This is a genomic window from Uliginosibacterium sp. 31-12 (genome assembly GCF_030548425.1).
Taxonomy (GTDB): domain Bacteria; phylum Pseudomonadota; class Gammaproteobacteria; order Burkholderiales; family Rhodocyclaceae; genus Uliginosibacterium; species Uliginosibacterium aquaticum.
Window position 1 is genome coordinate 307,637 of sequence record NZ_JAUOOA010000001.1, and the last position, 23,307, is coordinate 330,943.

Consider the following 23,307-nt stretch of genomic DNA (forward strand, 5'->3'; position numbering starts at 1 on the left):
GTTTCCCCGGCTCTGCGCAGGCAGGGCATTGCAAGCCGCTGGCAGGTCCAGCGGTTTTTTTTGCCCATCGGATGCGTCAAGTTTTGTGTACTGGGGCCGATACCCATACTGGTCCGGGCAAGTTTCTGTCGTCCGGGTGATGCGGCAGGTTCGGGGGCGTGTGGTGAGCCCTTCGTCCAGTCGGTTTGATTCGTATCGTACAAGGCTTCCGCGATGCTCCTGATCGTTGGCTATGTGATCATTCTTGCGGCTTCCGTCGGCACTTATGCGGTGCACGGCAGTCTTGCCGCGCTCTTTGTGCCGCTGGAGTACATCGCTATTGTGGGCCTGACCATCGGGGGCCTGGTGGCGGGTAACTCGATGCGCAACACTAAGGCTGCTCTGGCTGCGCTGCCGACCCTCTTCAAACCTTCGCCCTATAGCAAGGCCTTCTACATTGAGCTGCTAGCTATGCTCTTCGAGATTCTGGCGAAAGTGCGCAAGGAAGGCCTGATGTCGATCGAGAACGATATCGAGAATCCGGATTCCAGCCCGATCTTTTCCAAATATCCGGCTTTCCTGCACGACCACCATGCAGTCGAATTTCTCTGCGATTACCTGCGCATGATGGTGGGCGGCAATCTGAATGCTTTTGAGCTCGAAAATCTGATGGACATGGAAATTGAGACTCACCATACCGAAGCGCATGCGCCAGCGCATATCTGGTCCAAAACTGGCGATGCCACACCTGCCTTCGGTATCGTGGTGGCGGTGATGGGGGTGGTGAATGTGATGGGGTCCGTGGGTGAGCCACCGGCGGTGCTGGGCAAGATGATTGGCGGTGCGCTGGTGGGTACCTTCCTCGGTATTTTGGTGTCTTACGGTTTCGTGGCGCCGATTGCCTCGCAGCTGGAGCAAAAGTGCGAAGAGGGTGCCAAGATCTACCAGTGCATCAAGGTGGTATTGCTGGCCAGTATGGGTGGCTATGCGCCGCAGGTTGCCGTGGAGTTCGGGCGCAAGGTCTTGTTCTCGTCGGATCGTCCAGGCTTTTCCGAGCTGGAAAGCGAAATAAAGAGCCGCAAGAAATAAGCGGCATTCCGGCATACCAGGGGCACAGGAGTCATGAGCGGCGACAACCAACAACCCATCATCGTCAAGCGCATCAAGAAGGGCGGCAGCGGTGCGCACGGTGGTGCCTGGAAGATCGCCTATGCGGACTTCGTGACGGCCATGATGGCTTTCTTTTTGCTGATGTGGCTGCTTGGTTCGACGACCAAGGGCGACATGAAAGGTATTGCGGATTTCTTCCAGAATCCGCTCAAGGTCTCACTGGCAGGGGGGCCTGGCTCTGGTAGCGCGACCTCACCGATCCAGGGGGGGGGGCAGGATCTCACCAAGTCTGTGGGCCAGATTGCCAAGAGCAGCTATCAAGAAAGCAAGAAAATCAATGAAGTGAAGGTCGCTCCGGCTGATTCACAGGCGGTTGCGGGTAATGCTCAGGAGCTGATGCCCGATAGCAAGGCGCAGATGGATAAGAAGGCCATGCAGGAGGCGCTTGAGAAAGAGGAGCGCCTGCGCCTGCAGGATGTAAAGGCCAAGCTTGAAGCGGTGATAGAGGCTTCGCCAGACTTGCGCCAGTTCAAGCGCCAACTCTTGCTGGACCTCACTTCCGAGGGTTTGCGCATTCAGATCGTGGATGAGCAGAATCGGCCGATGTTCGATTCCGGCGGGGCTGAGATGAAGCCCTACACCAAGTCCATCGTGCGGGCGATTGGTCAGGTACTTAATCAGGTTGAGAACAAGGTCAGTATCTCCGGGCATACCGATGCCTCCCAGTATGCCGGTGGCAATCGTGGCTTCTCCAATTGGGAGCTATCTGCCAATCGCGCCAATGCCTCGCGTCGCGAGCTGATTGCCGGAAGTATGGATGAAGGCAAGATCATGCGAGTTGTGGGCCTCTCGTCCACCATCCCGCTGGATCGCAGCGATCCCTTCAATCCGATCAACCGGCGCATCACGCTGATCGTGATGAACAAACGCACCGAAGACGCTATGCGGCAGGAGGGCGGTAGTCTGGATGTTCAGGCTGATCAGCCCTTGGAGCCGGCGCCCATCGTGGAGGGAGCCCGGCAGATTCTGGATCCCGCTGCCGGCATTCCGCAGTTGCCGCGCCGCCGCTGAGAATTGGGGGCTGAGGATGGAAATCGATCTGAGCCGCTACCTGCCTCAGTACTTCGAAGAGTCAGCCTTCTGTGTGCAACGGCTGACTGAGAGTCTTGAACATCTTCTGCAGGATGGATGGGATGCAGCTACGGCGGATGCTGCATCCCGGGCTGCTCATTGCATCAAAGGCAATAGTGGCGCTTTCGGTTTCAACGAGATCGGAGCCCTGGCGGCCGAGCTGGAATATGCCCTGCGTCATGCGGGGAAGGGGTATGACGCGCAGAATTCTGCGTTCATTGCCGATTGCCATGCAGCACGTCAGCTGCTGGAGAAATTGCTGGATGCCCGTTTGCGAGGGCTGGGCACCGATGCAGGTGCGGCGCAGGCTGTGGCCATCCAATTGCAGCGTTGGCAACTGCAACAAGGAGTTTGTAATGAACGAGCGTAACAAGCCTGGCCTATCTGGCCTTGGCGGCCTTGCTTCCACCACTCCAGTCCGGGCCAGTGTCAGCGCTACACCGCGCCCTTCGGCGTTGCCTGTCGGGGGAGGAGGGGCTGCCGGTGCGGCGTCCCGTGTGCAGATCAACGATACGCTCAAGCGGATCGACACGGGTGGACGTGAATTCGAGTTTACTGCGCAGGATTTCGAACGGGTACGCAGCCTGATCTATAAGCACGCAGGCATATCGCTGTCGCCCGTGAAGCAGGATATGGTTTATAGCCGTCTTGCGCGACGTTTGCGGGTGCTCAATCTCAAGCGCTTCACCGAATACCTCGATCACCTCGAGCGCAGTGGTGGCCCTGCCGAGTGGGAGGCTTTCGTCAATGCACTCACCACTAACCTGACTTCTTTTTTCCGCGAGGCGCATCACTTCGATCTGCTTGCGGAGCAGATGCGCAAGAGTCCCGATCGCCGACCTTTCCGCATTTGGTGTAGTGCTGCCTCCACTGGAGAAGAACCGTACTCACTGGCGATCACCGCCTGCGAAGTCTTCGGCAACAATCCTCCGGTGGAAATCATCGCCTCTGATCTTGATACCAATGTGCTGGCGCATGGCCAGAAGGGCATCTACACCGCCGACAGAGTTGAACGCCTGAGTCGCGAACGGGTGCAGCGTTTTTTTCTGCGCGGCACCGGAGAGCAGGATGGTCATGTGCGGGTACGCCCTGAACTCACCCGCCTGATTACCTTCCGTCAGATCAATCTGCTCGATCCTAAGTGGGCGTTGCGTGAGGGCTTTGATGCGATCTTTTGCCGCAACGTGATGATCTATTTCGATAAGCCCACGCAGTACAAGATCTTGGAACGCTTCGTTGGCTTGCTTCAGCCAAACGGTTTGATGTATGCAGGCCATTCGGAGAACTTCATCCATGCGGCCAAGCTCTTCCGTTCTCTTGGTCGTACCGTCTATGCCCGTGCGGACCAAGCGGTGAGCAAGCCCTGAGGCGCTCATGACAAGCAAAACCCGCGTGCTGGTGGTGGATGATTCGGCCCTCATGCGTTCCTTGCTGGCCGAGATCATCAATGCTGCACCGGATCTTCAGGTGGCGGGTACAGCGCGTAACGCTCAGGAAGCCGGCACCCTGATCCGGGCGCTGCGGCCCGAGGTGATCACGCTCGACGTGGATATGCCGGGCATGGACGGAATCGCTTTTCTCGAGCAACTGATGCGCAGCGACCCAATGCCGGTGGTGATGGTGTCTGCGCTCACCGAGCGCGACTCCGAAGTTGCCTTGCGGGCACTCGAATTGGGGGCAATTGACTATGTATCAAAACCCAAGCTCGATCCGCTTGCTAACATTCATGCCTGCGCCAACGAAATCTGCGAAAAAATCCGGATAGCTCGGCAGGCCCGCAGGCCTGCCCGGCCTGTTGCGGGAACTGGTCAGCGCCCTGCAGGACGCTCGATACCACTGGATGTTCACCTGCCCGCAAGGGTGTTGCAGGAGCGTCTGGTTCTGATTGGTGCGTCTACGGGAGGGACAGAAGCGCTGCGGGCATTGCTCACGGCGCTGCCTGAGAAAATGCCAGGCATCCTGATCGTGCAGCACATGCCGGAGATGTTTACCGGTTCGTTTGCGCGGCGTCTTGACGGTTTGTGTGCCCTGACGGTGAAAGAAGCTGACGATGGTGAGCCAGTCAAGCCCGGTACGGTTTATATTGCGCCCGGCCACTCGCACTTGCTGGTGCGGCGGGTTGCAGGCGGATTTCGCTGCGAGCTCTCGCGTGAGTCGGCTGTCAATCGTCACCGGCCGTCGGTTGATGTACTGTTCCACGCCGGCGCACGTGAAGTCGGCAAACATGCCGTCGGCGTGATGCTGACCGGGATGGGCAAGGATGGCGCTGCCGGAATGTTGGAGATGCGCAAAGCAGGTGCCTGGAATATCTGTCAGGATCAGGAAAGTTGTGTGGTGTGGGGGATGCCGCGTGAGGCTACGCTGAATGGCGCAGCCAATGAAATAGCCCCTCTGTGCGAGATTCCAGCACGGGTGATCAATAGTTTGCGTGGCACGTAGGCACCCGGCTGGGCATAATGTCTCAAGCTGCGGCGGCAGATGACGTAATCGGCCAGTAGGTACAGGCGCTGTGCGTGCCAAATTTGAATTTGAACAGCTTGGAGTAACGGGAGAATCTCGATGGAAGCTCAAGTCACGGTAAATGATTCGCAAGCAGTGCTGCGACTGGGAGGGCGCTTCGATTTCAAGGCGCACCGTGAATTCCGCGATGCGGTGGATAATCTGCTCGGACAGGCTGGCAGCAAACCGCTGCAAGTGGATCTGGGAGATGTGTCCTACCTCGATAGTTCGGCGCTGGGCATGCTGTTGATGCTGCGCGACAAGGCTAAGGCTGCCAACAAGGATGTGGCGCTGGTTGGCGTGAAGGGCAGTGTACGCCAGGTGCTTGATATCGCTAATTTCTCCAAGCTTTTCTCTATCAGCTGAGCGTCCTGCTCAGTTGAAAGCCTGCCCTGCGGCGAAAGTCTGCGGGGCGGGGCAGTCCTCCTGCCCTGAAGTTCCGGCTGTTTTTTCCCTCTCAAGTTGTTTCCGGCGCGACCGATATTCATTCGGTGCGTTGAGCCTTTACGTGCCCGGCGCATCGCACCCGGCGTGGGTGGCTTCATGGCAGGCAAGGCTCGCAGCGCGTTGGGCAGTGCCGCTTCTGACCCACTCAAGTTCATCCGCCGGGTGCCGTAAAACCCTCAGGGGCAACGCTCTGGCTCATCCAGTCAGAACGCGGCGGACAAGAACACGTGGAGAACACCATGTCGGAATTGCTGAAGAACATTGATGCACGTACGCGGCTTGCCGGCACCAACAAGCTGGAAATTCTGCTTTTTTCACTCGGTACCGATATGCGCACCGGGCGCAAGGAGAGCTTCGGCATCAACGTATTCAAAGTGCGTGAGGTGATGCGCACGCCGCCGATTACTGCGGCACCGGAGATGCAGGATGGCGTGGAGGGGATGGTGTCCCTGCGTGGCCAGCTGGTGCCGATTGTGGATCTGGCCAAGTATTGCGGGATTGATCCGGACGGCAAGCGCGAGATCATGATCGTGACCGAGTACAACGGCCACACCCAGGGTTTCCTGGTCGAAGCAGTGGATACCATCCTGCGTCTGGATTGGGAGCAGATGCGCATTCCGCCGGACATGATGACCAGCCGCATGGGGGGGCTGGTGACTGCCGTGACTGAACTTGAAGGCAATCGGCTGATCATGATGCTGGACGTCGAAAAGGTGCTGGCGGAGACCACCAAGATCGACGATGACTATCTCTTCAAGGACATTCAGCCGCTCAAACGCGATTTCACTGTGCTCTATGCGGATGATTCCTCCGTGGCCCGCAAGCAGATCGAAAAGACGCTCGATGCACTGAACGTCAAACAAATCGCGGCGGTCAATGGCCGGGCGGCTTGGGATGAGCTCGAACGCATTGCCAAGCATGCCGAGCTGACTGGCCGCAAGGTGTGGGAGATCCTGCATCTGGTGCTGACAGATGTCGAGATGCCGGAAATGGATGGCTACATCCTCACCAAGAAAATCAAGACCGACCCCCGGTTTGATGGGGTGCCGGTGCTGATGCACTCCTCGCTTTCCAGTAGTTCGAATCAGACGCTGGGCAAGTCTGTCGGGGTGGATGGTTACGTGCCCAAGTTCGAGCCGCATCGCTTGGCGGGCGCAGTTCGCGCCATGCTGGCACCGGAAGAAAACCCTGAGGCTCTGGCCTGATCGATAGCAAGGGATCGTCATGGAAAACGCAAACCCCAATCTGCTCGAAGCCGTAGATGCCCGCACCAAACTGGCGGGCTCCAACCGGATGGAAATCCTGCTCTTCGCGCTTGGTACCAATGAAACCTTCGGTATCAACGTGTTCAAGGTGCGTGAGGTTTCCAAGACGCCTTTCATCACCCGTGCGCCCAATATGCCAACCGGGGTGGAAGGCTTGATCTCCTTGCGCGGCAACGTGATTCCGGTGCTGTCGCTGGCCAAGATCCTTGGTATTGCCAAGCCGGGACAAGGTCTGGGCGGTTCGATGATGGTCACTGAATACAGCAAGCGCACGCTTGGCTTCTTGGTGCATGACGTGGATCGCATCATCCGGGTTGAGTGGGACAAGGTGCGTCAGCCCGAAAATATGGCCGGCACCACTCAGAACTACATTACCGCGATCACCGAACTGGCCGATGGCAAGCTCGTCTCCATTCTCGATGTGGAGACCATCCTTTCGCAGACCTTCGGCGAGGCTCCGGTGGGGCAGATCATGGCGCTGGACCGGGATGTCGAGGTCAACATCTTCTTCGTGGATGACTCGGCGATTGCACGCAAGAAGATTGCTGAAGTGCTCGACAAACTCGGCGTTCGCCACAAGCACGCACTCAATGGTCTGGAAGCCTGGACGCGACTCGATGGCATGGCCACTCACGCGCAGCAGCAGAAGCGCCGCCTGAGCGACGAGATCAGCATGATTCTGGTAGATGCCGAAATGCCCGAGATGGATGGCTACGTGCTCACCCGCAATATCAAGAACGACCCGCGCTTCGATGGCATCCCGGTCGTCATGCATTCATCTCTCTCATCCGAGGCTAATCGCTCGATGGGCAAGGCGGTAGGGGTGGATGCCTATGTTGCCAAATTTGATGCAGAGATACTGGCCGAGACTTTGCGCCCGTATCTTTTGAAGGCCTACAAGGACTAATCCGGAGAAAACCAATCATGTCCGATCCGAAAATGAAATTCCTGGTGGTGGACGACTTTTCGACAATGCGTCGGATTGTGCGCAACCTCCTCAAGGAGTTGGGATACACCAACGTCGATGAGGCGGAAGACGGCGTCGTAGCCATGCAGAAACTCACGGCAGGGGGGTTTGACTTTGTGGTGACCGACTGGAACATGCCCAACATGACCGGTATCGAGTTGCTCAAGGCCATTCGTGCCAATGCCCAGCTCTCGCATCTGCCCGTGCTGATGATTACTGCCGAGGCCAAGAAGGAGAACATCATCGAAGCGGCCCAGGCCGGCGCTAGCGGCTACATCGTCAAGCCTTTCACGGCGGCGACCCTCTCCGAGAAGCTCGGCAAGATCTTCGAGAAGATGGGCAAGTGAGCCTGCATTCAGGCGATACATCGCGAGCCTGTACGGGGACTCCCCGGCTCGCAGCGGACTGAAAAGACTTAGGAGCCGATACCATGGCCAAACGGCTGAAAGCGGACGAATCTGGTGATAACGACGAACTGCAAGCGCTGTTCGATTCGATAACGGACACTGCCGAGCCGGCTGCGGCGCCGGTGAGCCCGGCGGTAGCGAAGGCAGTTGCACAGGTAGTCAAGGATGAAGGGGATTCTGATGACTTGCAGGCGCTGTTTGACAGTGTTGCGAGTGGTGGTGCGGCTGTCGCAGCCACACCGGCAGATCCGGTAGAGGACGCGGTCAATCTGAAGGAAGTGGTGGCGGCAGCGTCCAGCATGTCGCCAGAGGAGCGGCATCAGCAGGCTTTCCTGCAGATCGGACAGCTCACGCGCTTGCTGCACGACACCATCCGCCAGCTCGGTTATGACCGGATGCTGGAGGAGACCGCTGAGAAGCTGCCCGACGCACGCCAGCGCCTCTCCTATATCTCTCAGATGACCGAGCAGGCCGCTAGTCGCGTGCTGAATGCTACGGACATCGCTAAGCCGATTCAGGATCGCATCGAGACGCAATCCAGCGAGCTTGGTTCGCGCTGGTCGAAGCTCTACAACAAGGAACTGTCCGTGGCGGAATTCAAGCTGCTTGCCGCCGATACGCGCAGCTTCCTTGATCAGTCTGCGAAAGACAGCAAGATCGTCAACGAGCAGCTGCTTGAAATCATGATGGCGCAGGACTTCCAGGATCTTACTGGCCAGGTCATCAAGAAGATCGTGGACATGGCCAGCAAGATGGAGAACGGCCTGCTTAAGGTGCTGATCGACATCATGCCTGAGAGCAAGCGGGTGGCTGCCGAGGATGGTTTGCTCAATGGCCCGGTGGTCAATGCCGAAGGGCGCGAAGACGTAGTTACCAGCCAGGAACAGGTCGACGATCTGCTCGACAGCCTGGGGTTCTGAATGCCGGTCATTACATGTACCGGGCACAGGTTTGATTCATCAGCACACAACCGGAGTCAGCCATGAGCGATTTCGCGGGAATGGAAGATCTGTTGCAGGATTTCTTGATTGAAGCCGGGGATCTGCTGTCCGGGGTCGATAACAAGCTTGTCGACCTTGAGCGCAATCCCAATGATCTGCATCTGCTCAACGAGATCTTCAGGGGGTTCCACACCATCAAGGGTGGTGCGGGTTTCCTCAATGCAGCTGAACTGGTGACCTTGTGCCACCTGACAGAGAACCTGTTCGACAAGTTGCGAACGGGGGAACTGAAGGTCGGCCCTGAGATGCTGGACGTGATTCTCGGTGCCACTGCTGCCGTGCGTTCCATGTTCGGTGATCTTGAGCGTGGCCTGCAGCCTGCGCCGGCTGAGGCTCAGTTGCTCGAGCAACTCAAGCAGGCGCTGGCAGGAACCCTCTCCAGTGCTCCGGCTTCCGCCAAGCCCGTCGTTGCACCGGCGCCGGTACCTGTAGCTAGCGTGCCAGTAGTGTCCTCCGGAGGTAATGATCCGGACTGGAATGCCTACTACCATGCGGTGACCGGTGTTACGCCGCCCGGTGAAGCGGGTTTGCCGGAGATTCCTGTTACGGCAACCGCGGAGGATCCTCACCTGAATGAAACGGTGGCAGCCGAAATCATTCAGGCTGCTGTGGGACGGCGTTCTACCGACAAGCCTGGTTATCAAGGCCCCCCGGGAGGGCGTCGTGATGGCGAGCGACAGCGCGACAACTCGATTCGCGTCGACACCTCGCGCCTTGATCAGGTGCTTAACCTCTCCGGTGAGATCGGTCTGACCAAGAACCGGCTTACGGCCTTGCGCAGTGACATTCTCAACGGCAAGAACGATACCGATACCCTGCATGCACTCGATCTGGCGGTGAGTCAGCTCGACTTGCTGGTTTCCGATCTGCAGAATGCGGTCATGAAGACGCGGATGCAGCCGGTGGGCCGCCTGTTCCAGAAGTATCCGCGGATTGCTCGAGATCTGGCCCGCTCGCTGGGTAAGGATGTCGAGATGATGCTGGCTGGCGAAGATACCGAGATCGACAAGACCATGATCGAGGATCTCTCCGACCCGATCATCCACCTGATCCGCAATGCAGTGGATCACGGCATCGAATTGCAAGCGGAGCGCATGTCCTGCGGCAAGCCGGAGAAATCCATCGTGCGCCTGGAGGCCCGTCAGGAGGGCGACCACATCGTGATCGTGGTTGCGGACGACGGGCGCGGCATGAGTGCGGAGCGTTTGCGCGCCAAGGCGCTGGAGAAAGGCCTCATCTCGGATGAAGAGGCCAACACCATGGATGAGCGGCAGAGCTTCAACCTCATCTTCCTGCCGGGCTTTTCGACTGCCAGTACCGTCTCTGACGTATCCGGTCGTGGCGTGGGCATGGACGTGGTACGCACCAACATCCAGAAACTGAATGGCTCCATCGAGATCAAGTCTGTGCTGGGTAAGGGCACCGAGTTCGTTATCTCACTGCCGCTGACTCTGGCCATCCTGCCGGTGCTGCTGGTCTGCCTCGAAGATCAACCTTTCGCGGTGCCGCTGTCGATGGTGCGCGAAATCCTGCCGATCGAGCCGAAGGAAGTCCAGGAGTTGGGTGGGCGCGCCACCATGGTGGTGCGCGGCGAGGTCCTGCCTATCGTCACGCTGGCTGCTTTGCTGGGCTGGCCGCAGGAGCGTGTGCCGGAGTATGGCGTACTGATGCAGTCGGCCGAACAGAGCTTCGTGCTGGCGATTGACTCCTTCGCCGGGCGTGAGGATGCGGTAATCAAGTCGCTGGACGATTTCCGGCCCAAGGGCGTGGCAGGTGTCACCACCTTGTCGAATGGCCAGATCGTGCTGATTCTGGACATGAAGGAACTTCTTGGCGGTATGGGCGAGCAGAAGGTGGCGACCCGTGCGCAGCTTCTGCTGGAGCATCGCCAGATCGCAGCTGCAGCCTGACAGGTCGGACCTGTCCGGACAGGGAGAAGGCGGGCTTGCCCGCCTTCTTTTTTGCCCGGGATTTGCGCGATCGCAGCGGATGCCGGGGGCGATGCGCATCGCGGTTGGCGGGAATGCGCGTACAAATGGGATAATCACGACATGACTACGAATATAACCTCCGCTCAACTGGACGCAGCCTCCGATGTGCTCGAAGACGTGCTGCGTTTCCAATCCCCCGCTGACAGCGTGCTGTCCGGTTTTTTCCGCGCCAACAAGAAGGCTGGCGCACGTGATCGTGCCTTCATTGCAGAGGCCGTGTACGGTGTGCTGCGCAATTTGCGCCAGCTGCAGGCCGTGGTGGGCGAATCAGTGCGTGCCCGCAAGCTCGTGCTGGCCTGGCTGATCCGTGTGGAAGGCTATTCGCAGCGCCACCTGAATCCGCTGCTGTCGAAGAACGAGTCAGACTGGATCATCGAAGTGAAGTCCACCGCCTGGACTGCAACGACGCTGGGCGAGCGAACCAATATGCCGGACTGGCTTGCGACGCGTCTCGAAGCTCAGTTTGGTGAAGAGAAACTGCTGGCTTTGTCCGCAGCTTTCAATCGCCCCGGTCCGCTGGATCTGCGCGTGAATCCGCTTAAGGCTGAGCGTGATGTTGTGCTGGCGCAGTTTGCCGCCGAAGGCATCGTGGCTACGGCGTGTACTTACTCGCCGCTGGGCATTCGCCTGGAGAGCAAGATTTCGCTGCAAAAGCATCCGCTCTTCCTCGACGGCAGCCTCGAAGTGCAGGACGAAGGCTCGCAGCTGCTGGGCTTCCTCGTGGCGCCCAAGCGTGGCGAGATGGTCACTGATTTCTGTGCTGGCGCGGGTGGCAAAACCCTGCTGCTGGGCGGGCTGATGCGCTCCACCGGCCGTCTGTATGCCTTCGATGTGTCCGAGAAGCGTTTGCAGAAAGCCAAGCCGCGTCTGGCGCGTGCGGGGTTGTCCAATGTCCATCCGGCCGCCATCGACCATGAAAACGATTCGCGCATCAAGCGTCTGGCCGGCAAGATGGATCGCGTGCTGGTTGATGCGCCGTGCAGTGGCTTCGGTACCTTGCGTCGCAACCCGGATCTGAAGTGGCGCCAGACTGAGCCCGGAGTGATCGAGCTTACCGAGAAGCAGGCTAGCATCCTTACTGCGGCCTCGAAACTGGTGAAAAAAGGTGGGCGTCTGGTGTATGCCACCTGCTCGCTGCTGGATGTCGAGAACGATGTGGTCGTGGATGCTTTCCTGGCAGCGCACCCGGAGTTCAAGCAGATTTCTGCCACCGAAGTACTGGCTCAGCAGAAAGTTGTGCTGGATACCGGTGAGCGCTTGCGCCTCAATCCGCTGACGCATGGTACGGATGGCTTCTTTGCTGCTGTGTTCGAGCGCGTGGCTTGAGGATCGTCCTGAATGAATAGTTTGCTGGCCGACGTTCTGAGCCTGTTCCAGCAGCCGGCCGCGTTGCGCGAACTGGGCATGATTGGCGTGTTGCTGGTGACTGCGGCATTGTTCGCGCGCGGTGTGCGCGGGCAGATAAAAGGGAATGCCGCCGCGAGCGGCATGCGTCAACTGGCCTTCCCGCTGCTGGGGGTGCTGTTGTTGAGCATCATGCGCTTCGTGGCCCACCACAATGCTTGGCCCCTGCATTTCGTAGCGGTGGCGGTGCAATTGCTGTGGGCCATGGCGGGTATCCGTATGGCGGTGTTTGCCGTGCAGCATGCGTTCCCCAAAGCTCTCTGGGTTCGCAGTTTCGGGCGCAACATCGCCGCACTGGTATGGTGTGGCGTAGCGCTGGATCTGGTGGGTATCCTGCCTGAGATGATTGCCTGGCTGGATGGCTTCGTCATCCCGCTTGGCAAGAGCCACATCACGCTGTGGGGCGTTTTCCAGGGCGTAGCCTCGGTGTTCGGCTCACTGATTGTGGCGCTGTGGCTGGGTGGTGTGATCGAAGCGCGCTTGATGCAGGCCAGTGGGCTGGATTCGAGCGTGCAGGTGGTGCTCTCGCGGGTGGCCAAGGCGCTGCTGATCCTGGTCTCCATTCTGGTCGGTGTTGAACTGGTGGGGCTGGATCTCACCGCCCTCTCCGTGTTCAGTGGTGCGCTGGGCGTGGGTCTGGGCTTGGGCATGCAGAAGATCGCCAGCAACTATGTGTCTGGTTTCATCATCCTGCTCGATCGCTCGATCAAGATTGGCAACCTAATCCAAGTCGGCAACGAGCGCGGCGAGGTGCTTAACATCACTACGCGCTACACGGTGCTGCGAGCCCTGACTGGCGCGCATTTCATCGTGCCGAACGAGGTGCTGGTCGGCTCGGTGGTGCAGAACGATTCCTTCGTGGATCCGAAGACCCGTGTGGCGGTGCAGGTTCAGGTCGCTTACGGAACCGACGTTGAGCGTGTCCTGCCTATCTTGGAAGAGATTGGAAGGAAGCCGGAACGTGTGAGGCAGGAGCCGGCGCCGCAAGCCTATCTGGTGTCGTTTGACGAGAGTGGCATGACGCTTGAGCTCGGTGTATGGATTGCGGATCCAGGTAGCGGTACGCTGGGTCTGCGCTCAGATCTGAACCGAGCCGTGTTACAGCGCTTCCGCGAGGAGGGCATCGAAATCCCCTTCCCGCAACGCGAAGTGCGCATGCTGAATCCGGCCTGATCCTCTAATTACAAGGCCCTTCCTGATGGATAAATCACTGGCCATGCTGGATCAGGTGCAGACGGTTGTTGTGACGCAGGCTGTCAGCTTCGGGCCCAAAGTGCTCGTTGCGGCGATCATCGTCGGTGCCGGTTTCTACGCCGGGCGCTGGGCCGGGAAGATGCTCAAGCGCTCGCTGATGCGCATGAAGCTCGAACCAGACCTTGAGCTGCTGCTAGTGCGTGTGATGCGTATCGCGGTGCTGGCGCTCTTTGGCGTGATCGCGCTGCAGAACCTGGGCGTACAGCTCCTGCCGCTGATTGCGGGGCTGGGCGTGGCTGGGGCCGGCATCGCACTGGCCATGCAGGGTCTGCTGTCCAATCTGGTTGCGGGTCTGACGATCATTTTTACCCATCCGTTCCGGATCGGAGAGTACATCAGCGTTGTTGGCGTGGAAGGTGTCGTGAGCGACATCAGCCTCTTCAACACGGTGCTGACGCATGCCGACCAATCCCGCGTGGTGGTGCCCAATCGCAAGCTGGTCGGCGAAATCCTTCACAACTATGGCCATGTACGCCAGTTGGATCTGGGCTTGCAGGTTTCTTACGATTGCCAGCCTGCGAGCGTGTTGGCAATCGTGCGTGAAGTGTTGCAGGCCAATCCTGCCGTGCTGGCCGAACCTGCTGCGGTCGTGCAGGTTTCCGCGCTGGAAGACAACGGCATCCGGATTGCCGTGCGGCCGTGGGTGGCTGTCGGGGATGTAAGCCGGACCGGTGGCGAAATCAATCAGGCCTTGCTGGAAGCCCTGCGTGCCCAAGCCATCCGGTTGGCCCTGCCGCAGCGCGAAGTGCGTGTACTGGGTGCCGGGCAGGGCTGAAGTGCGCCAGGAATGTCGATTCCCAGAAGCCGGCTGAGGCAGCACCTCATGCCGGCTTTTTTGTGACCTGGTTCAGGCGGCCCGGTTGAGGGCCGAGATCAGCGCGCGCAGGGAAGCCTCAACGATGCTGGTCGAACTGCCCGCGCCGAACAGGGTGCCGGTGCGGCCCGGCACGGTGATCTCGACGAAGGCCATGGCGCGTGCATCCGAGCCGCTGCCAATCGAGCGTTCCTCGAAGCTGTGAATGGCGGCGGCTGAACCGAGGGCGTCCAGCGCGGCGGCCAAGGGGCCATTGCCTGTGCCGGTGAGGCTGCGCGCGTCGCCTTGCCATTCCACATCGAGCGTGATGCCGTGGCGCTCGTGGCTTTCGTCGAGGCGATGATTCACGAGACGCAGGGGGGATTCGGCTTCGAGATACGAGCGGGTGAACAAGGCCCAGATTTCGGCCGGGCTCATCTCCGCACCGGTGTCGTCCATATGCTGCTGCACGACGCCGGAGAATTCCACCAGCATGCGGCGGGGCAAGGCGAGGCCGTAAGCGGTTTCGAGCAGCCAGGCGATGCCGCCCTTGCCGGACTGGCTGTTGACGCGGATCACCGAGTCATAGCTGCGGCCCAGATCGCGCGGGTCGATCGGCATGTAGGGCACTTCCCACAAGGCGTCGTCTTTCTGTACCGCGAAGCCCTTCTTGATCGCGTCCTGATGCGAGCCGGAGAAGGCCGTGAATACGAGATCGCCCACATAGGGGTGGCGCGGGTGGATCGGCAGGCGGGTGGATTCTTCGACGATGCGCGCGACTTCGTTGATGTTGGAGAAGTCGAGGCCCGGATCGATGCCCTGGGTGTAGAGGTTCAAGGCCAGCGTCACCAGATCGACGTTGCCGGTGCGCTCGCCGTTGCCAAAGAGACAGCCTTCGACGCGATCCGCGCCGGCCATCACGGCGAGCTCGGCGGCGGCCACTGCGGTGCCTCTGTCGTTATGCGGATGTACTGAAATGGTCGTGGCGTTCCGTCGTGTGAGGTGGCGGCTCATCCACTCGATCTGGTCGGCATACACATTGGGCGTGGCGCCCTCCACGGTGGCCGGCAGGTTGAGGATCATCGGCCGCTCGGGCGTGGGCTGCCACACATCAGCGACGGCCTCGGAGATCTCGAGCGCGAAATCGAGTTCGGTGGAGCTGAACACTTCCGGGCTGTATTGGAATATCCATTCCGTTTCCGGATGCTCGGCGGCGAGTGCCTTGATCTTCTTTGCGGCATTCACCGCGATTTCGATGCAGCCGGCGCGATCCACGCCGAACACGGTGCGGCGGAAGACCGGCGCAGTCGCGTTATACACATGCACGATGGCGCGGCGCGTGCCCTTGAGGGATTCGAAGGTGCGCTCGATGAGGTGGTCGCGGGCCTGGGTCAGCGCCTCGATGGTCACATCCTGCGGGATGCGGTCTTCCTCAATGAGGCGGCGCACGAAATCGAAATCGGTCTGTGAAGCGGCCGGGAAGGCGACTTCGATTTCCTTCAGGCCCACGCGGCAGAGCATGGCGAAGAAGTTGATCTTGGTGTCGACCGACATCGGCTCGAAGAGCGCCTGATTGCCGTCGCGCAGATCGGTGCTCATCCAGATCGGGGCGCGGGTGATGGTCTTGCCCGGCCATTGGCGATTCGGAAGATTGATCGGGGCGAAGGCGGTGTACTTGCTGGACGGGTTTTTCAACATCGACATGATCTTTTTGCTCCATTGCTGTTTCGGGTGAGGGCGGTGGCCGAGGTGGGAAACGAGCAAGGGACAGCGGGCGGCCACTTGATCGAGGCCCGCTATCCGGTGCGCAGTCGCAGCAGCAAGGAGTGAAGAGTCATGTCAAAAACCGTGATGGAGGCGTGCAAAAGCACAGGGCCTGCGGGGTGCAGGAAGGTGAAGCGCAAAGCGAGGGGAGGGGGTCTTATCTGCGCGTGCGGCGCAGCAGACGCAGGTCTTGACGCAGACGCAGCGGTTGCAGGCGACGAGCCTGACGCTGGCGACGGGCCATGAAGGCCAGACCAAGGGAGAGAAGCAGAGCGAGGGCGAACAAAAACGTAGCCATGACTGAACCATATCGCCTGCCACGCAGGCGCGTCAAGCGCGGCGCGATTGGATTTTGCAATCTGTTTGATTTGCTGGCTGGACAAATACATGGCCGTGCTTATCATAAGCAAAGCTTACTAATTATTTGCCATGACTCCTCAGGAAGAACGCCTTGGTTTTCTCGTCACCGACGTCGCCCGCTTGATGCGCCAGATCTTTGCTCAGCGAATCGATGGGGATGCCCTGACGCTGGCGCAGGCCCGCGCACTGGTGCAGATCGCACGTGAGGAGGGCTTGCGGCAGGTGGAGCTGGCCGAACGCCTGGATGTGCAGCCGATCACCCTGGCCCGCCTGCTCGATCAGCTAGAGGCGGAAGGGCTGGTCGAGCGTCGTGTCTGCCAGGCAGATCGGCGTGCTTACCGGCTCTATCTGTTGCCCGCCGCCGAGGCGCATTTGACGGAAATCCGCCAGCTTGGTGAGACCCTGCAAAACCATGCACTGCATGGCCTCGATGTGGCGCAGATCGAAGTCCTGTATTCCGCGCTGCGCATCATGCGCAGCAATCTGGCGCAATTGCGCCATCAGCAGAAAGATGATGTTTCATGAGTCAAGCCACTGAGTCCGTCGCCGTTTCTTCCGCTACTTCACTGACACCGCAAGAGCGCGGCCGGCGTACGAAACGCCTCGTGCTGCTGCTGGGCCTGCCCCTGCTGGCGGGCTGTGTCGCGCTGGTCATTTATCTGAAGGGTGGGCGCGCGGTCGAGACCGACAACGCCTACGTGAAGGCCGACAAGCTTTCGATCAGCGCCGAGGTGGCGGGGCCGGTGCAGGAAGTGCTGGTGCGCGAGAACGACGAGGTGAAGGCTGGTCAGCCGCTGTTCCGCCTTGATCCCGAGCCCTTTAACGTGGCGGTGGCCAAGGCGGATGCGAAGCTGGCGCAAGTGCGTACCGATCTGGCGGCCCTGAAGGCGGCCTATCGTGAGAAGCAGGCCGAGATCAATGTGGCACGCACGCGCGCCAGTTTTGCGGCCAAGGATCAACAGCGTCAGACCGATCTGGCTGCGAAGAATTTCATTCCGGTCTCCAAGCTGGATGACTCGCAGCAGACCGCCGCGCTGGCGTCGCAACAGGTGATTGCGCTGGAGCAGGATCTGCACCGCATTGCCGAAAGTCTCGGTGGCAGCGTGGATCTGCCGGTCGAGCGCCATCCGTCCTGGCTGGCCGCGCAGGCTGAACTGGCGCAGGCGCGCCTGAACCTCTCGCGCATTGAGGTGAAGGCGCCGGTGGCCGGCACGGTCAGCAAGCTGCCCAAGCCGGGGCAATACCTGGCGGCCGGCACCACCGCGATGTCCCTGGTGGCCGGTGGTGAGTTGTGGATCGAGGCGAACTTCCCCGAAACCGATCTGACCCATGTGCATCCGGGGCAAGCTGTGCAGGTGAGCGTGGATACCTTTCCTGACCAGCACTGGCTGGGCATGGTGGACAGCCTTTCGCCCGCTACGGGGGCCGAGTTTTCGGTGATTCCGGCGCAGAACGCTACCGGAAACTGGGTCAAGATCGCCCAGCGCGTGCCGGTGCGCATCCGCATCGAGTCGCAGGCCGGGCAGCCCGCCTTGCGTGCAGGTCTGAGCGCCAACGTCGAGATCGAGACGGGTCACAAGCGTCGTCTGCTCGGCTTCACGCTCTGAACAAGTCGCGACCCCCTCGAAGAACATGAGCAGTAGCGCAGCACAGCCGGCGGCGCCGGAAACGACCCATCGCGGCCTGATCACCGTAGCGGTGATGCTCGCTACCATCATGCAGGCGCTGGATACCACCATCGCCAACGTGGCTCTGCCGCACATGCAGGGCGCGATGGGGGCGACGCAGGACCAGATCTCCTGGGTGTTGACCTCTTATATCGTTGCCTCAGCCATCTTTCTGCCACTGACAGGCTTTCTCGCCGCTCGTTTCGGGCGCAAGCGCCTGTTCCTGTGGTCGGTGGTGGGTTTCACGCTGACTTCCATGCTGTGCGGCGCTGCTCAGGATCTGACCCAGATCGTCGCCTTCCGCCTGTTGCAGGGCGTGTTCGGTGCGGCGCTGGTGCCGTTGTCGCAAGCAGTGATGCTGGATACCTATCCGCGCGAGAAAATCGGCGCGGCCATGGCGCTGTGGGGTATGGGCGTGATGATCGGGCCAATCCTTGGGCCGAGTCTCGGAGGCTGGCTGACCGAGTATTACAACTGGCGCTGGGTCTTCTACATTAATCTGCCCTTCGGCATTCTGGCCTGGCTGGGAATCGCGGCTTACGTGAAGGAAACACCGCTGGATCGAAGCCGGCGGTTCGATTTGCTCGGCTTCACGCTGCTGGCAGTCGCCCTTGGCGCGTTGCAGATGCTGTTGGACCGGGGCGAGTCGCTGGACTGGTTCAATAGTGCCGAGATCGTGATTGAGACCGGCCTTACCGTGCTGTGTGCCTATCTCTTCGTGGCCCACATCTTCACCCATGATCATCCTTTCATCGAGCCTGATCTGTTTCGCGATCGCAACCTGTCGATCGGCCTGATCTTTGTGTTCATCGTCGGTGTGTTGCTCCTGTCTACGATGGCCTTGCTGCCGCCTTTCATGCAGAACCTGATGGGCTATCCGGTGATCGACGTGGGCCTGCTGCTGGCGCCACGTGGCTTTGGCACCATGTTTGCAATGATGGTGGTCGGTAAGCTGGTTGGGCGCATCGATGCCCGGTTGCTGATTCTTATTGGACTGGGGTTGACCGGTTTTTCGTTGTGGGAGATGACTCATTTCACGGTGGACGCGACCGGCTGGATGATCGTCAGCACCGGTGTCGTGCAGGGTATGGGTTTCGGTTTCATCTTCGTGCCCTTGTCCACACTGACCTTTTCCACCTTGGCCCAGCGCTACCGCACGGAAGGCACCGGGCTTTACAGCCTGATGCGCAACATTGGCAGCTCGATTGGCATCTCGGTTGTGACTACCGCGCTGGCGCAGAATGTGCAGGCCAATCATGCCGCGCTGGCGGGTTTCATCAATCCTTTCAGCGAGTCCTTGCGTCAGGCCGTGGAAGCGGGTGTGTACAACCTGTCGACGCCGGCCGGCCTCTACAGCCTCAATGCAGAGGTCACTCGCCAGGCCAGCACACTGGGCTACCTGCAGGACTTTCGCCTGATGATGTGGGTGACCGTGTTTGCCATGCCCCTAGTGCTCCTGTTGCGGCCGGTGGCACGCAAGTCCTGAAACGGAAAAGCTGGCTGGCCTGCTTGCGGGTCAGCCGGCTTTGGTAAGATGCCGCCTCGCTTCACCTTGCCCGCAAGCCCGCCGCATGCTGTTTCCCACCGTTGAATACGCGCTGTTTTTCCTGCTCTCGCTGGGGCTGGGTTGGGGCCTGCTGCGCTGGCACCGTGCCCACAAGCTGGTGTTGCTGGGGCTGAGCTATGTGTTTTACGGCTTTTGGGACTGGCACTTCGTGCCCATGCTGTTCGTGCTCTCGTGCTGGGCCTGGGCCTGCACGCGCGGCATCCAGAGCCGCAGCCTGCGCCGCCTCTGGCTGATCCTCGGCGTGACCGGCAGTCTGGGGCTGCTGGCGCACTACAAGTACAGCGCCTTCTTCCTCGAATCCCTGGTCGATCTGGCAGCACTCGCCGGCTTCAAGCTGGAGCTGGCGGTGTCCACGCCGATGCTGCCGCTGGGGATTTCCTTTATGACCTTCCACGCCATCTCGCTGATGATGGATGCGTGGCGCAGGAAGCTTGCCGACAAGGTCGATTTCGCCGATTCACTGCTGTACGTGGCCTTCTTTCCGCAACTGATAGCCGGCCCCATCCTGCGCGCTTCACACTTCCTGCCTCAGCTGAAAAAGCGCCCGGACCCCGCTCGCATCGAGACCGGTCGGGCCTTGCTGCTGATCGTGGCGGGCCTGTTCAAGAAGGTGGTGCTCGCCAACACCCTGGCGACTTTGCTGGTCGATGACGTGTTCGCGAATCCTGCCGCCATGAGTGCCAGCCAGGTGCTGCTGGGCATCTACGGTTACGCGGCCCAGATCTATTGCGATTTCTCGGGCTATACCGACATCGCCATCGGTTGCGCCTTGCTTTTGGGCTACCGTTTTCCGCTCAACTTCGATTCGCCCTACAAGGCCGCGTCGCCGCAAGAGTTCTGGCGACGTTGGCACATTTCGCTGTCCAGTTGGTTGCGCGACTATCTCTACATTCCGCTCGGAGGCTCACGCAAGGGCGCTTGGCGGACCCGTCTGAATCTCTTCGTCACCATGTTGCTGGGCGGGCTGTGGCACGGCGCAGCCTGGAACTTCGTGTTGTGGGGCGCCTGGCATGGTTTGCTACTGGCGGGGCATCGCCAATGGGAGGATTTCTGGGGGGCTCGCGCGGCGGACTGGCGACGTTCGGGGTGGTGGAAGTGGTGTGCCCGCCTGCTTTGTTTTAACGCCATCTGTCTGGGGTGGGTGTTGTTCCGTGCGGGCAGCCTGAGCGAGGCGCAAGCGGTGCTGGCACAGCTCTGGCAGGGGGAGTGGTCAATGAATCTACCGCTGGGGCCGCTGCTTTGTGCTGCGGCAGGCATCGGTCTGCAATATCTGCCGGAGCGTTTCGAGTTGCGTCTGCAGATTGGCGTTTTGCGCCTGCAGCCCTTGCTGCATGGTGCGGTGTTTGCGCTGGCCTTGGTGCTGATTGAAGTGTTGGGCCCTAGTGAGCCCGCCCCCTTCATCTATTTCCAGTTCTGAAATCGGCTCATGACCCCAGCGCGAGATAGTGATCGCAGCGCATGCGCTGCTCGAAATTCTGATCGACCAAACTACACTCCGGTTTCTCCCCAGTCCATCGCTGCGTTGAGCACTTCTTGCTACGCTTCATGAACAGATTTGAGTCAATCTTGATGCCACGCCGTTTCGACAAACTTCCGCGCATGTTTCTGACCCTGCTGGCCGCCATGCTGGTGGGGCTCGTGCTGGAGGCCGAAGGCCTCAAGGTATGGGCTGAGCGGCTCGAAGTCGGCCCGCTCCGCAGTGTGGCCGAGCCGGTGACACAGCTCTGGCACGAGACGGCCCAGGTGTTCGGTGCTGAGGTGCCGAGACGTCTGGCGCTGGCCGGCAAGGCGAGTTTGGCAGACGGTTTCAGTGGTCAGCCCACGCTTTTGGTACAGCGCGATACGCCGGAACCCGTCGTTCCCGCAGCGCTGCAGTCCGAGCCCGCTTCACCCATTGCGCAGGCCTCAGTGCCGCTTGCCGCCGCCTCAAAGCCTCTGGCTTCGGCAGCACCCGCCGTGCTGCGCCCGCTTGCTGCACCCTCCGGAACCCAGATCGTGCTGGCCGGGGATTCGATGATGGCCGTGGGGCTGGCCCCCACGCTGCGGCGCGGGCTTGGGGATGGCCAGAGTGTGCGCATCATCAAGGCCTATCGTTCTGGTACCGGCCTGGCTCGTCCGGAGGTGTTCGACTGGCTGGCGCAATATCCGCAGATGCTTGGCGAGACGCGTCCGGCCGTCGTGATCTGCTCGCTCGGTGCGAATGACGGGCAAAACGTGCAACTCGGCAAACAGGTGCTGGAGTTTGGTTCGCCCGAATGGGATGCCTTTTACCGCGCGCGCCTGACGGCCTACCTGGACCTTCTTACCCGGCACGACACCCGGGTGTTGTGGGTCGGCATGCCGGTGATGCGCGCGCCTTCCTTCGCACGCAAGATGCAGCACATGAATGCACTGGTGCAGGATGTGCTGAAGGCTTATCCGATGGTCAGCTGGCTGGATCCCAATCCTGCCCTTGGCCAGGAAAAGGGCAGCTTTGCGCAATTCCGCGCGAATGAGCGCGGCAAGCTGATCAAGCTGCGGGCGGATGATGGCATCCACATGACCGACGACGGAGCGCTCTTCCTGCTGCCCGGTATCCGCAGTTGGCTGGAGCAGCAATTGCCCTCGGCCTGAGGGTTTTCACTGCGCTCAGGAGCAGGGGTCTTCGATCTCGGCTTCCCTGTAGGGCTGGCCCCCCGGCCAGTAACCGAGGAAGCGGTTCTCGGCCGCTTTGCGGCTGAAGAGTTCGCTCGGGAACTCGCTGCCATCCACATAATCCAGAAGACGCATCGTGAGGCGCCAGTAACCGTAGTAGTCCAGCAGATTCAGTGAGCCTGAAGGCTCGAACTCGCGGGTGCCGGCAATCTGCTCGGCAACCGGGCGGCGCGAATCCGGAAAGTCATAGCGGCTGTCTGGCGCACCGGGTGAGCCATGGCCGGCCGTGATGCGGCGTTCGCCGTCGCTGTCGGACGGGAACAGGATCAGATTGCGGCGACTGGAGGGTAAGTGACACAGGCGTTCAGCCAGCGCGCGCCCGGTTGGCACGCCGATGCTGGTGTCGGCCGCGCCGGTGGCGATCACCACTGGCAGATCAGCTGGTAGGCGTTCGACTGGGCCAATGATGCTTTGTGCGCGCTCGCCCTTTGCAACGTGATGGGCATCGCCGGGTGCCAGCAGGAGCAGGGCGCGCGGCGCGGGCAGACCGAAACTGGCTGGCTGCAGGGCGATGTTGAGGGAGATGCTGCTCCCCATCGAGAAGCCCCAGTAGAGCGTGCGACTGCGATCAATGAGGCGCGGATAGCGTTTCTCAGTTTCCGCCAGTGCGTTTGCCGCCGCTTGGGCGGCGAGGCGGGTGACGGCCTGTGGCGCGGTCTGGTCACCATCCTGATAGACCGGATAGATCAATACCGCACCACGGCGAACCACAAGATCAATCAGACCGCCGAAATTCTTCGGATTCATGCCCAGCCATCCGTGCTGAAAGAGTACCAGCGGCAGGCCACGCAGGCCGCTCGCGTCCGGCATGAACACATAGGCGCGGGCAGGGCCTTCGCCCACACTGAAAACCTGTACACCGGAGTGGATACGGCGTGTTTGCCAGGCTTCCGGGCTGTAGCGGGCTGCGAGTTCGGGTGAGGCTTTGGCTGGCGTGGCAAGGCTAAAGCCAAGCAGGATGAGCAGGGCGAGTGGCTTGAAGAATTGAGGCATGGTGCGTTATTCCG

General features: G+C 60.4%; 22 protein-coding genes. 19 read left to right on the forward strand and 3 right to left on the reverse strand.

Features of this window, described 5'->3' with window-relative positions:
- The first annotated feature begins 213 nt into the window (after positions 1-213).
- The 14 genes from motA to Q3Y64_RS01455 all read left to right on the forward strand — a co-directional run bounded on the left by motA (position 214) and on the right by Q3Y64_RS01455 (position 14,230).
- Positions 214-1,068 (forward strand): flagellar motor stator protein MotA, encoded by an 855-nt coding sequence (gene motA / locus Q3Y64_RS01390; protein WP_101942497.1) that lies wholly within the window; start codon positions 214-216, stop codon positions 1,066-1,068.
- 33 nt (positions 1,069-1,101) lie between these two features.
- A complete protein-coding gene (gene motB / locus Q3Y64_RS01395; RefSeq protein WP_303559626.1) occupies positions 1,102-2,160 on the forward strand; it encodes a flagellar motor protein MotB in 1,059 nt (352 codons plus the stop codon).
- Positions 2,161-2,176: 16 nt separating this feature from the next.
- Positions 2,177-2,590, forward strand: a complete 414-nt coding sequence (locus tag Q3Y64_RS01400) for an Hpt domain-containing protein (RefSeq protein ID WP_303559628.1) — start codon at positions 2,177-2,179, stop codon at positions 2,588-2,590.
- Positions 2,577-3,587: a CheR family methyltransferase gene (locus tag Q3Y64_RS01405; RefSeq protein WP_303559630.1), complete on the forward strand. Its 1,011-nt coding sequence runs from the start codon at positions 2,577-2,579 to the stop codon at positions 3,585-3,587. The genes Q3Y64_RS01400 and Q3Y64_RS01405 overlap by 14 nt, the downstream gene beginning before the upstream one ends.
- A gap of 7 nt (positions 3,588-3,594) precedes the next feature.
- Entirely contained in the window at positions 3,595-4,659 is a 1,065-nt protein-coding gene (locus Q3Y64_RS01410; protein WP_101942501.1) for a chemotaxis response regulator protein-glutamate methylesterase, read from the forward strand.
- A 120-nt stretch (positions 4,660-4,779) separates the two neighbouring features.
- On the forward strand, positions 4,780-5,085 hold the full coding sequence (locus tag Q3Y64_RS01415) for an STAS domain-containing protein (RefSeq protein ID WP_101942502.1): 306 nt from the start codon (positions 4,780-4,782) through the stop codon (positions 5,083-5,085).
- Between the two features lie 320 nt (positions 5,086-5,405).
- On the forward strand, positions 5,406-6,371 hold the full coding sequence (locus Q3Y64_RS01420) for a chemotaxis protein (RefSeq protein WP_101942503.1): 966 nt from the start codon (positions 5,406-5,408) through the stop codon (positions 6,369-6,371).
- A gap of 19 nt (positions 6,372-6,390) precedes the next feature.
- The gene (locus tag Q3Y64_RS01425; protein ID WP_101942504.1) at positions 6,391-7,338 is read left to right on the forward strand and encodes a chemotaxis protein; all 948 of its coding nucleotides are present in this window, start codon (positions 6,391-6,393) and stop codon (positions 7,336-7,338) included.
- 17 nt (positions 7,339-7,355) lie between these two features.
- Complete coding sequence (gene cheY / locus Q3Y64_RS01430) at positions 7,356-7,745, forward strand: chemotaxis response regulator CheY (protein ID WP_216821720.1); 390 nt, start codon at positions 7,356-7,358, stop codon at positions 7,743-7,745.
- Positions 7,746-7,828: 83 nt separating this feature from the next.
- Positions 7,829-8,725, forward strand: a complete 897-nt coding sequence (gene cheZ, locus Q3Y64_RS01435; RefSeq protein WP_101942505.1) for a protein phosphatase CheZ — start codon at positions 7,829-7,831, stop codon at positions 8,723-8,725.
- A gap of 62 nt (positions 8,726-8,787) precedes the next feature.
- On the forward strand, positions 8,788-10,716 hold the full coding sequence (locus Q3Y64_RS01440; protein ID WP_303559637.1) for a chemotaxis protein CheA: 1,929 nt from the start codon (positions 8,788-8,790) through the stop codon (positions 10,714-10,716).
- Between the two features lie 141 nt (positions 10,717-10,857).
- Positions 10,858-12,123, forward strand: coding sequence for an RsmB/NOP family class I SAM-dependent RNA methyltransferase (locus Q3Y64_RS01445; protein ID WP_303559639.1), 1,266 nt, complete (start codon positions 10,858-10,860; stop codon positions 12,121-12,123).
- Between the two features lie 12 nt (positions 12,124-12,135).
- Positions 12,136-13,374 carry a mechanosensitive ion channel family protein gene (locus tag Q3Y64_RS01450; protein ID WP_303559641.1) on the forward strand — a complete coding sequence of 413 codons (1,239 nt, stop codon included), beginning with the start codon at positions 12,136-12,138 and terminating at the stop codon, positions 13,372-13,374.
- A gap of 25 nt (positions 13,375-13,399) precedes the next feature.
- Entirely contained in the window at positions 13,400-14,230 is an 831-nt protein-coding gene (locus tag Q3Y64_RS01455; protein WP_303559642.1) for a mechanosensitive ion channel family protein, read from the forward strand.
- A gap of 72 nt (positions 14,231-14,302) precedes the next feature.
- On the opposite strand, the gene leuA is transcribed toward Q3Y64_RS01455, so the two are convergent.
- Both leuA and Q3Y64_RS01465 read right to left on the reverse strand, forming a co-directional pair.
- Positions 14,303-15,946, reverse strand: coding sequence for a 2-isopropylmalate synthase (gene leuA, locus Q3Y64_RS01460; protein ID WP_303560367.1), 1,644 nt, complete (start codon positions 15,944-15,946; stop codon positions 14,303-14,305).
- A 223-nt stretch (positions 15,947-16,169) separates the two neighbouring features.
- A complete protein-coding gene (locus Q3Y64_RS01465; protein WP_303559644.1) occupies positions 16,170-16,310 on the reverse strand; it encodes a hypothetical protein in 141 nt (46 codons plus the stop codon).
- Between the two features lie 131 nt (positions 16,311-16,441).
- On the opposite strand from Q3Y64_RS01465, the gene Q3Y64_RS01470 reads away from it, so the two are divergent.
- From Q3Y64_RS01470 to Q3Y64_RS01490, 5 genes are all read left to right on the forward strand, one after another.
- Positions 16,442-16,897: a MarR family winged helix-turn-helix transcriptional regulator gene (locus tag Q3Y64_RS01470; RefSeq protein ID WP_101942509.1), complete on the forward strand. Its 456-nt coding sequence runs from the start codon at positions 16,442-16,444 to the stop codon at positions 16,895-16,897.
- Positions 16,894-17,979: an HlyD family secretion protein gene (locus Q3Y64_RS01475; protein ID WP_303559646.1), complete on the forward strand. Its 1,086-nt coding sequence runs from the start codon at positions 16,894-16,896 to the stop codon at positions 17,977-17,979. The genes Q3Y64_RS01470 and Q3Y64_RS01475 overlap by 4 nt, the downstream gene beginning before the upstream one ends.
- 25 nt (positions 17,980-18,004) lie before the next feature.
- On the forward strand, positions 18,005-19,525 hold the full coding sequence (locus Q3Y64_RS01480; protein ID WP_303559648.1) for a DHA2 family efflux MFS transporter permease subunit: 1,521 nt from the start codon (positions 18,005-18,007) through the stop codon (positions 19,523-19,525).
- An 85-nt stretch (positions 19,526-19,610) separates the two neighbouring features.
- Positions 19,611-21,023, forward strand: a complete 1,413-nt coding sequence (locus tag Q3Y64_RS01485) for an MBOAT family protein (RefSeq protein WP_101942512.1) — start codon at positions 19,611-19,613, stop codon at positions 21,021-21,023.
- A 152-nt stretch (positions 21,024-21,175) separates the two neighbouring features.
- Positions 21,176-22,219 carry a DUF459 domain-containing protein gene (locus Q3Y64_RS01490; protein ID WP_254048236.1) on the forward strand — a complete coding sequence of 348 codons (1,044 nt, stop codon included), beginning with the start codon at positions 21,176-21,178 and terminating at the stop codon, positions 22,217-22,219.
- A 15-nt stretch (positions 22,220-22,234) separates the two neighbouring features.
- Here the strand turns inward: Q3Y64_RS01490 and Q3Y64_RS01495 are convergent, their stop codons facing one another.
- A complete protein-coding gene (locus tag Q3Y64_RS01495) occupies positions 22,235-23,293 on the reverse strand; it encodes a hypothetical protein (protein WP_101942514.1) in 1,059 nt (352 codons plus the stop codon).
- Between the last annotated feature and the right edge of the window lie 14 nt (positions 23,294-23,307).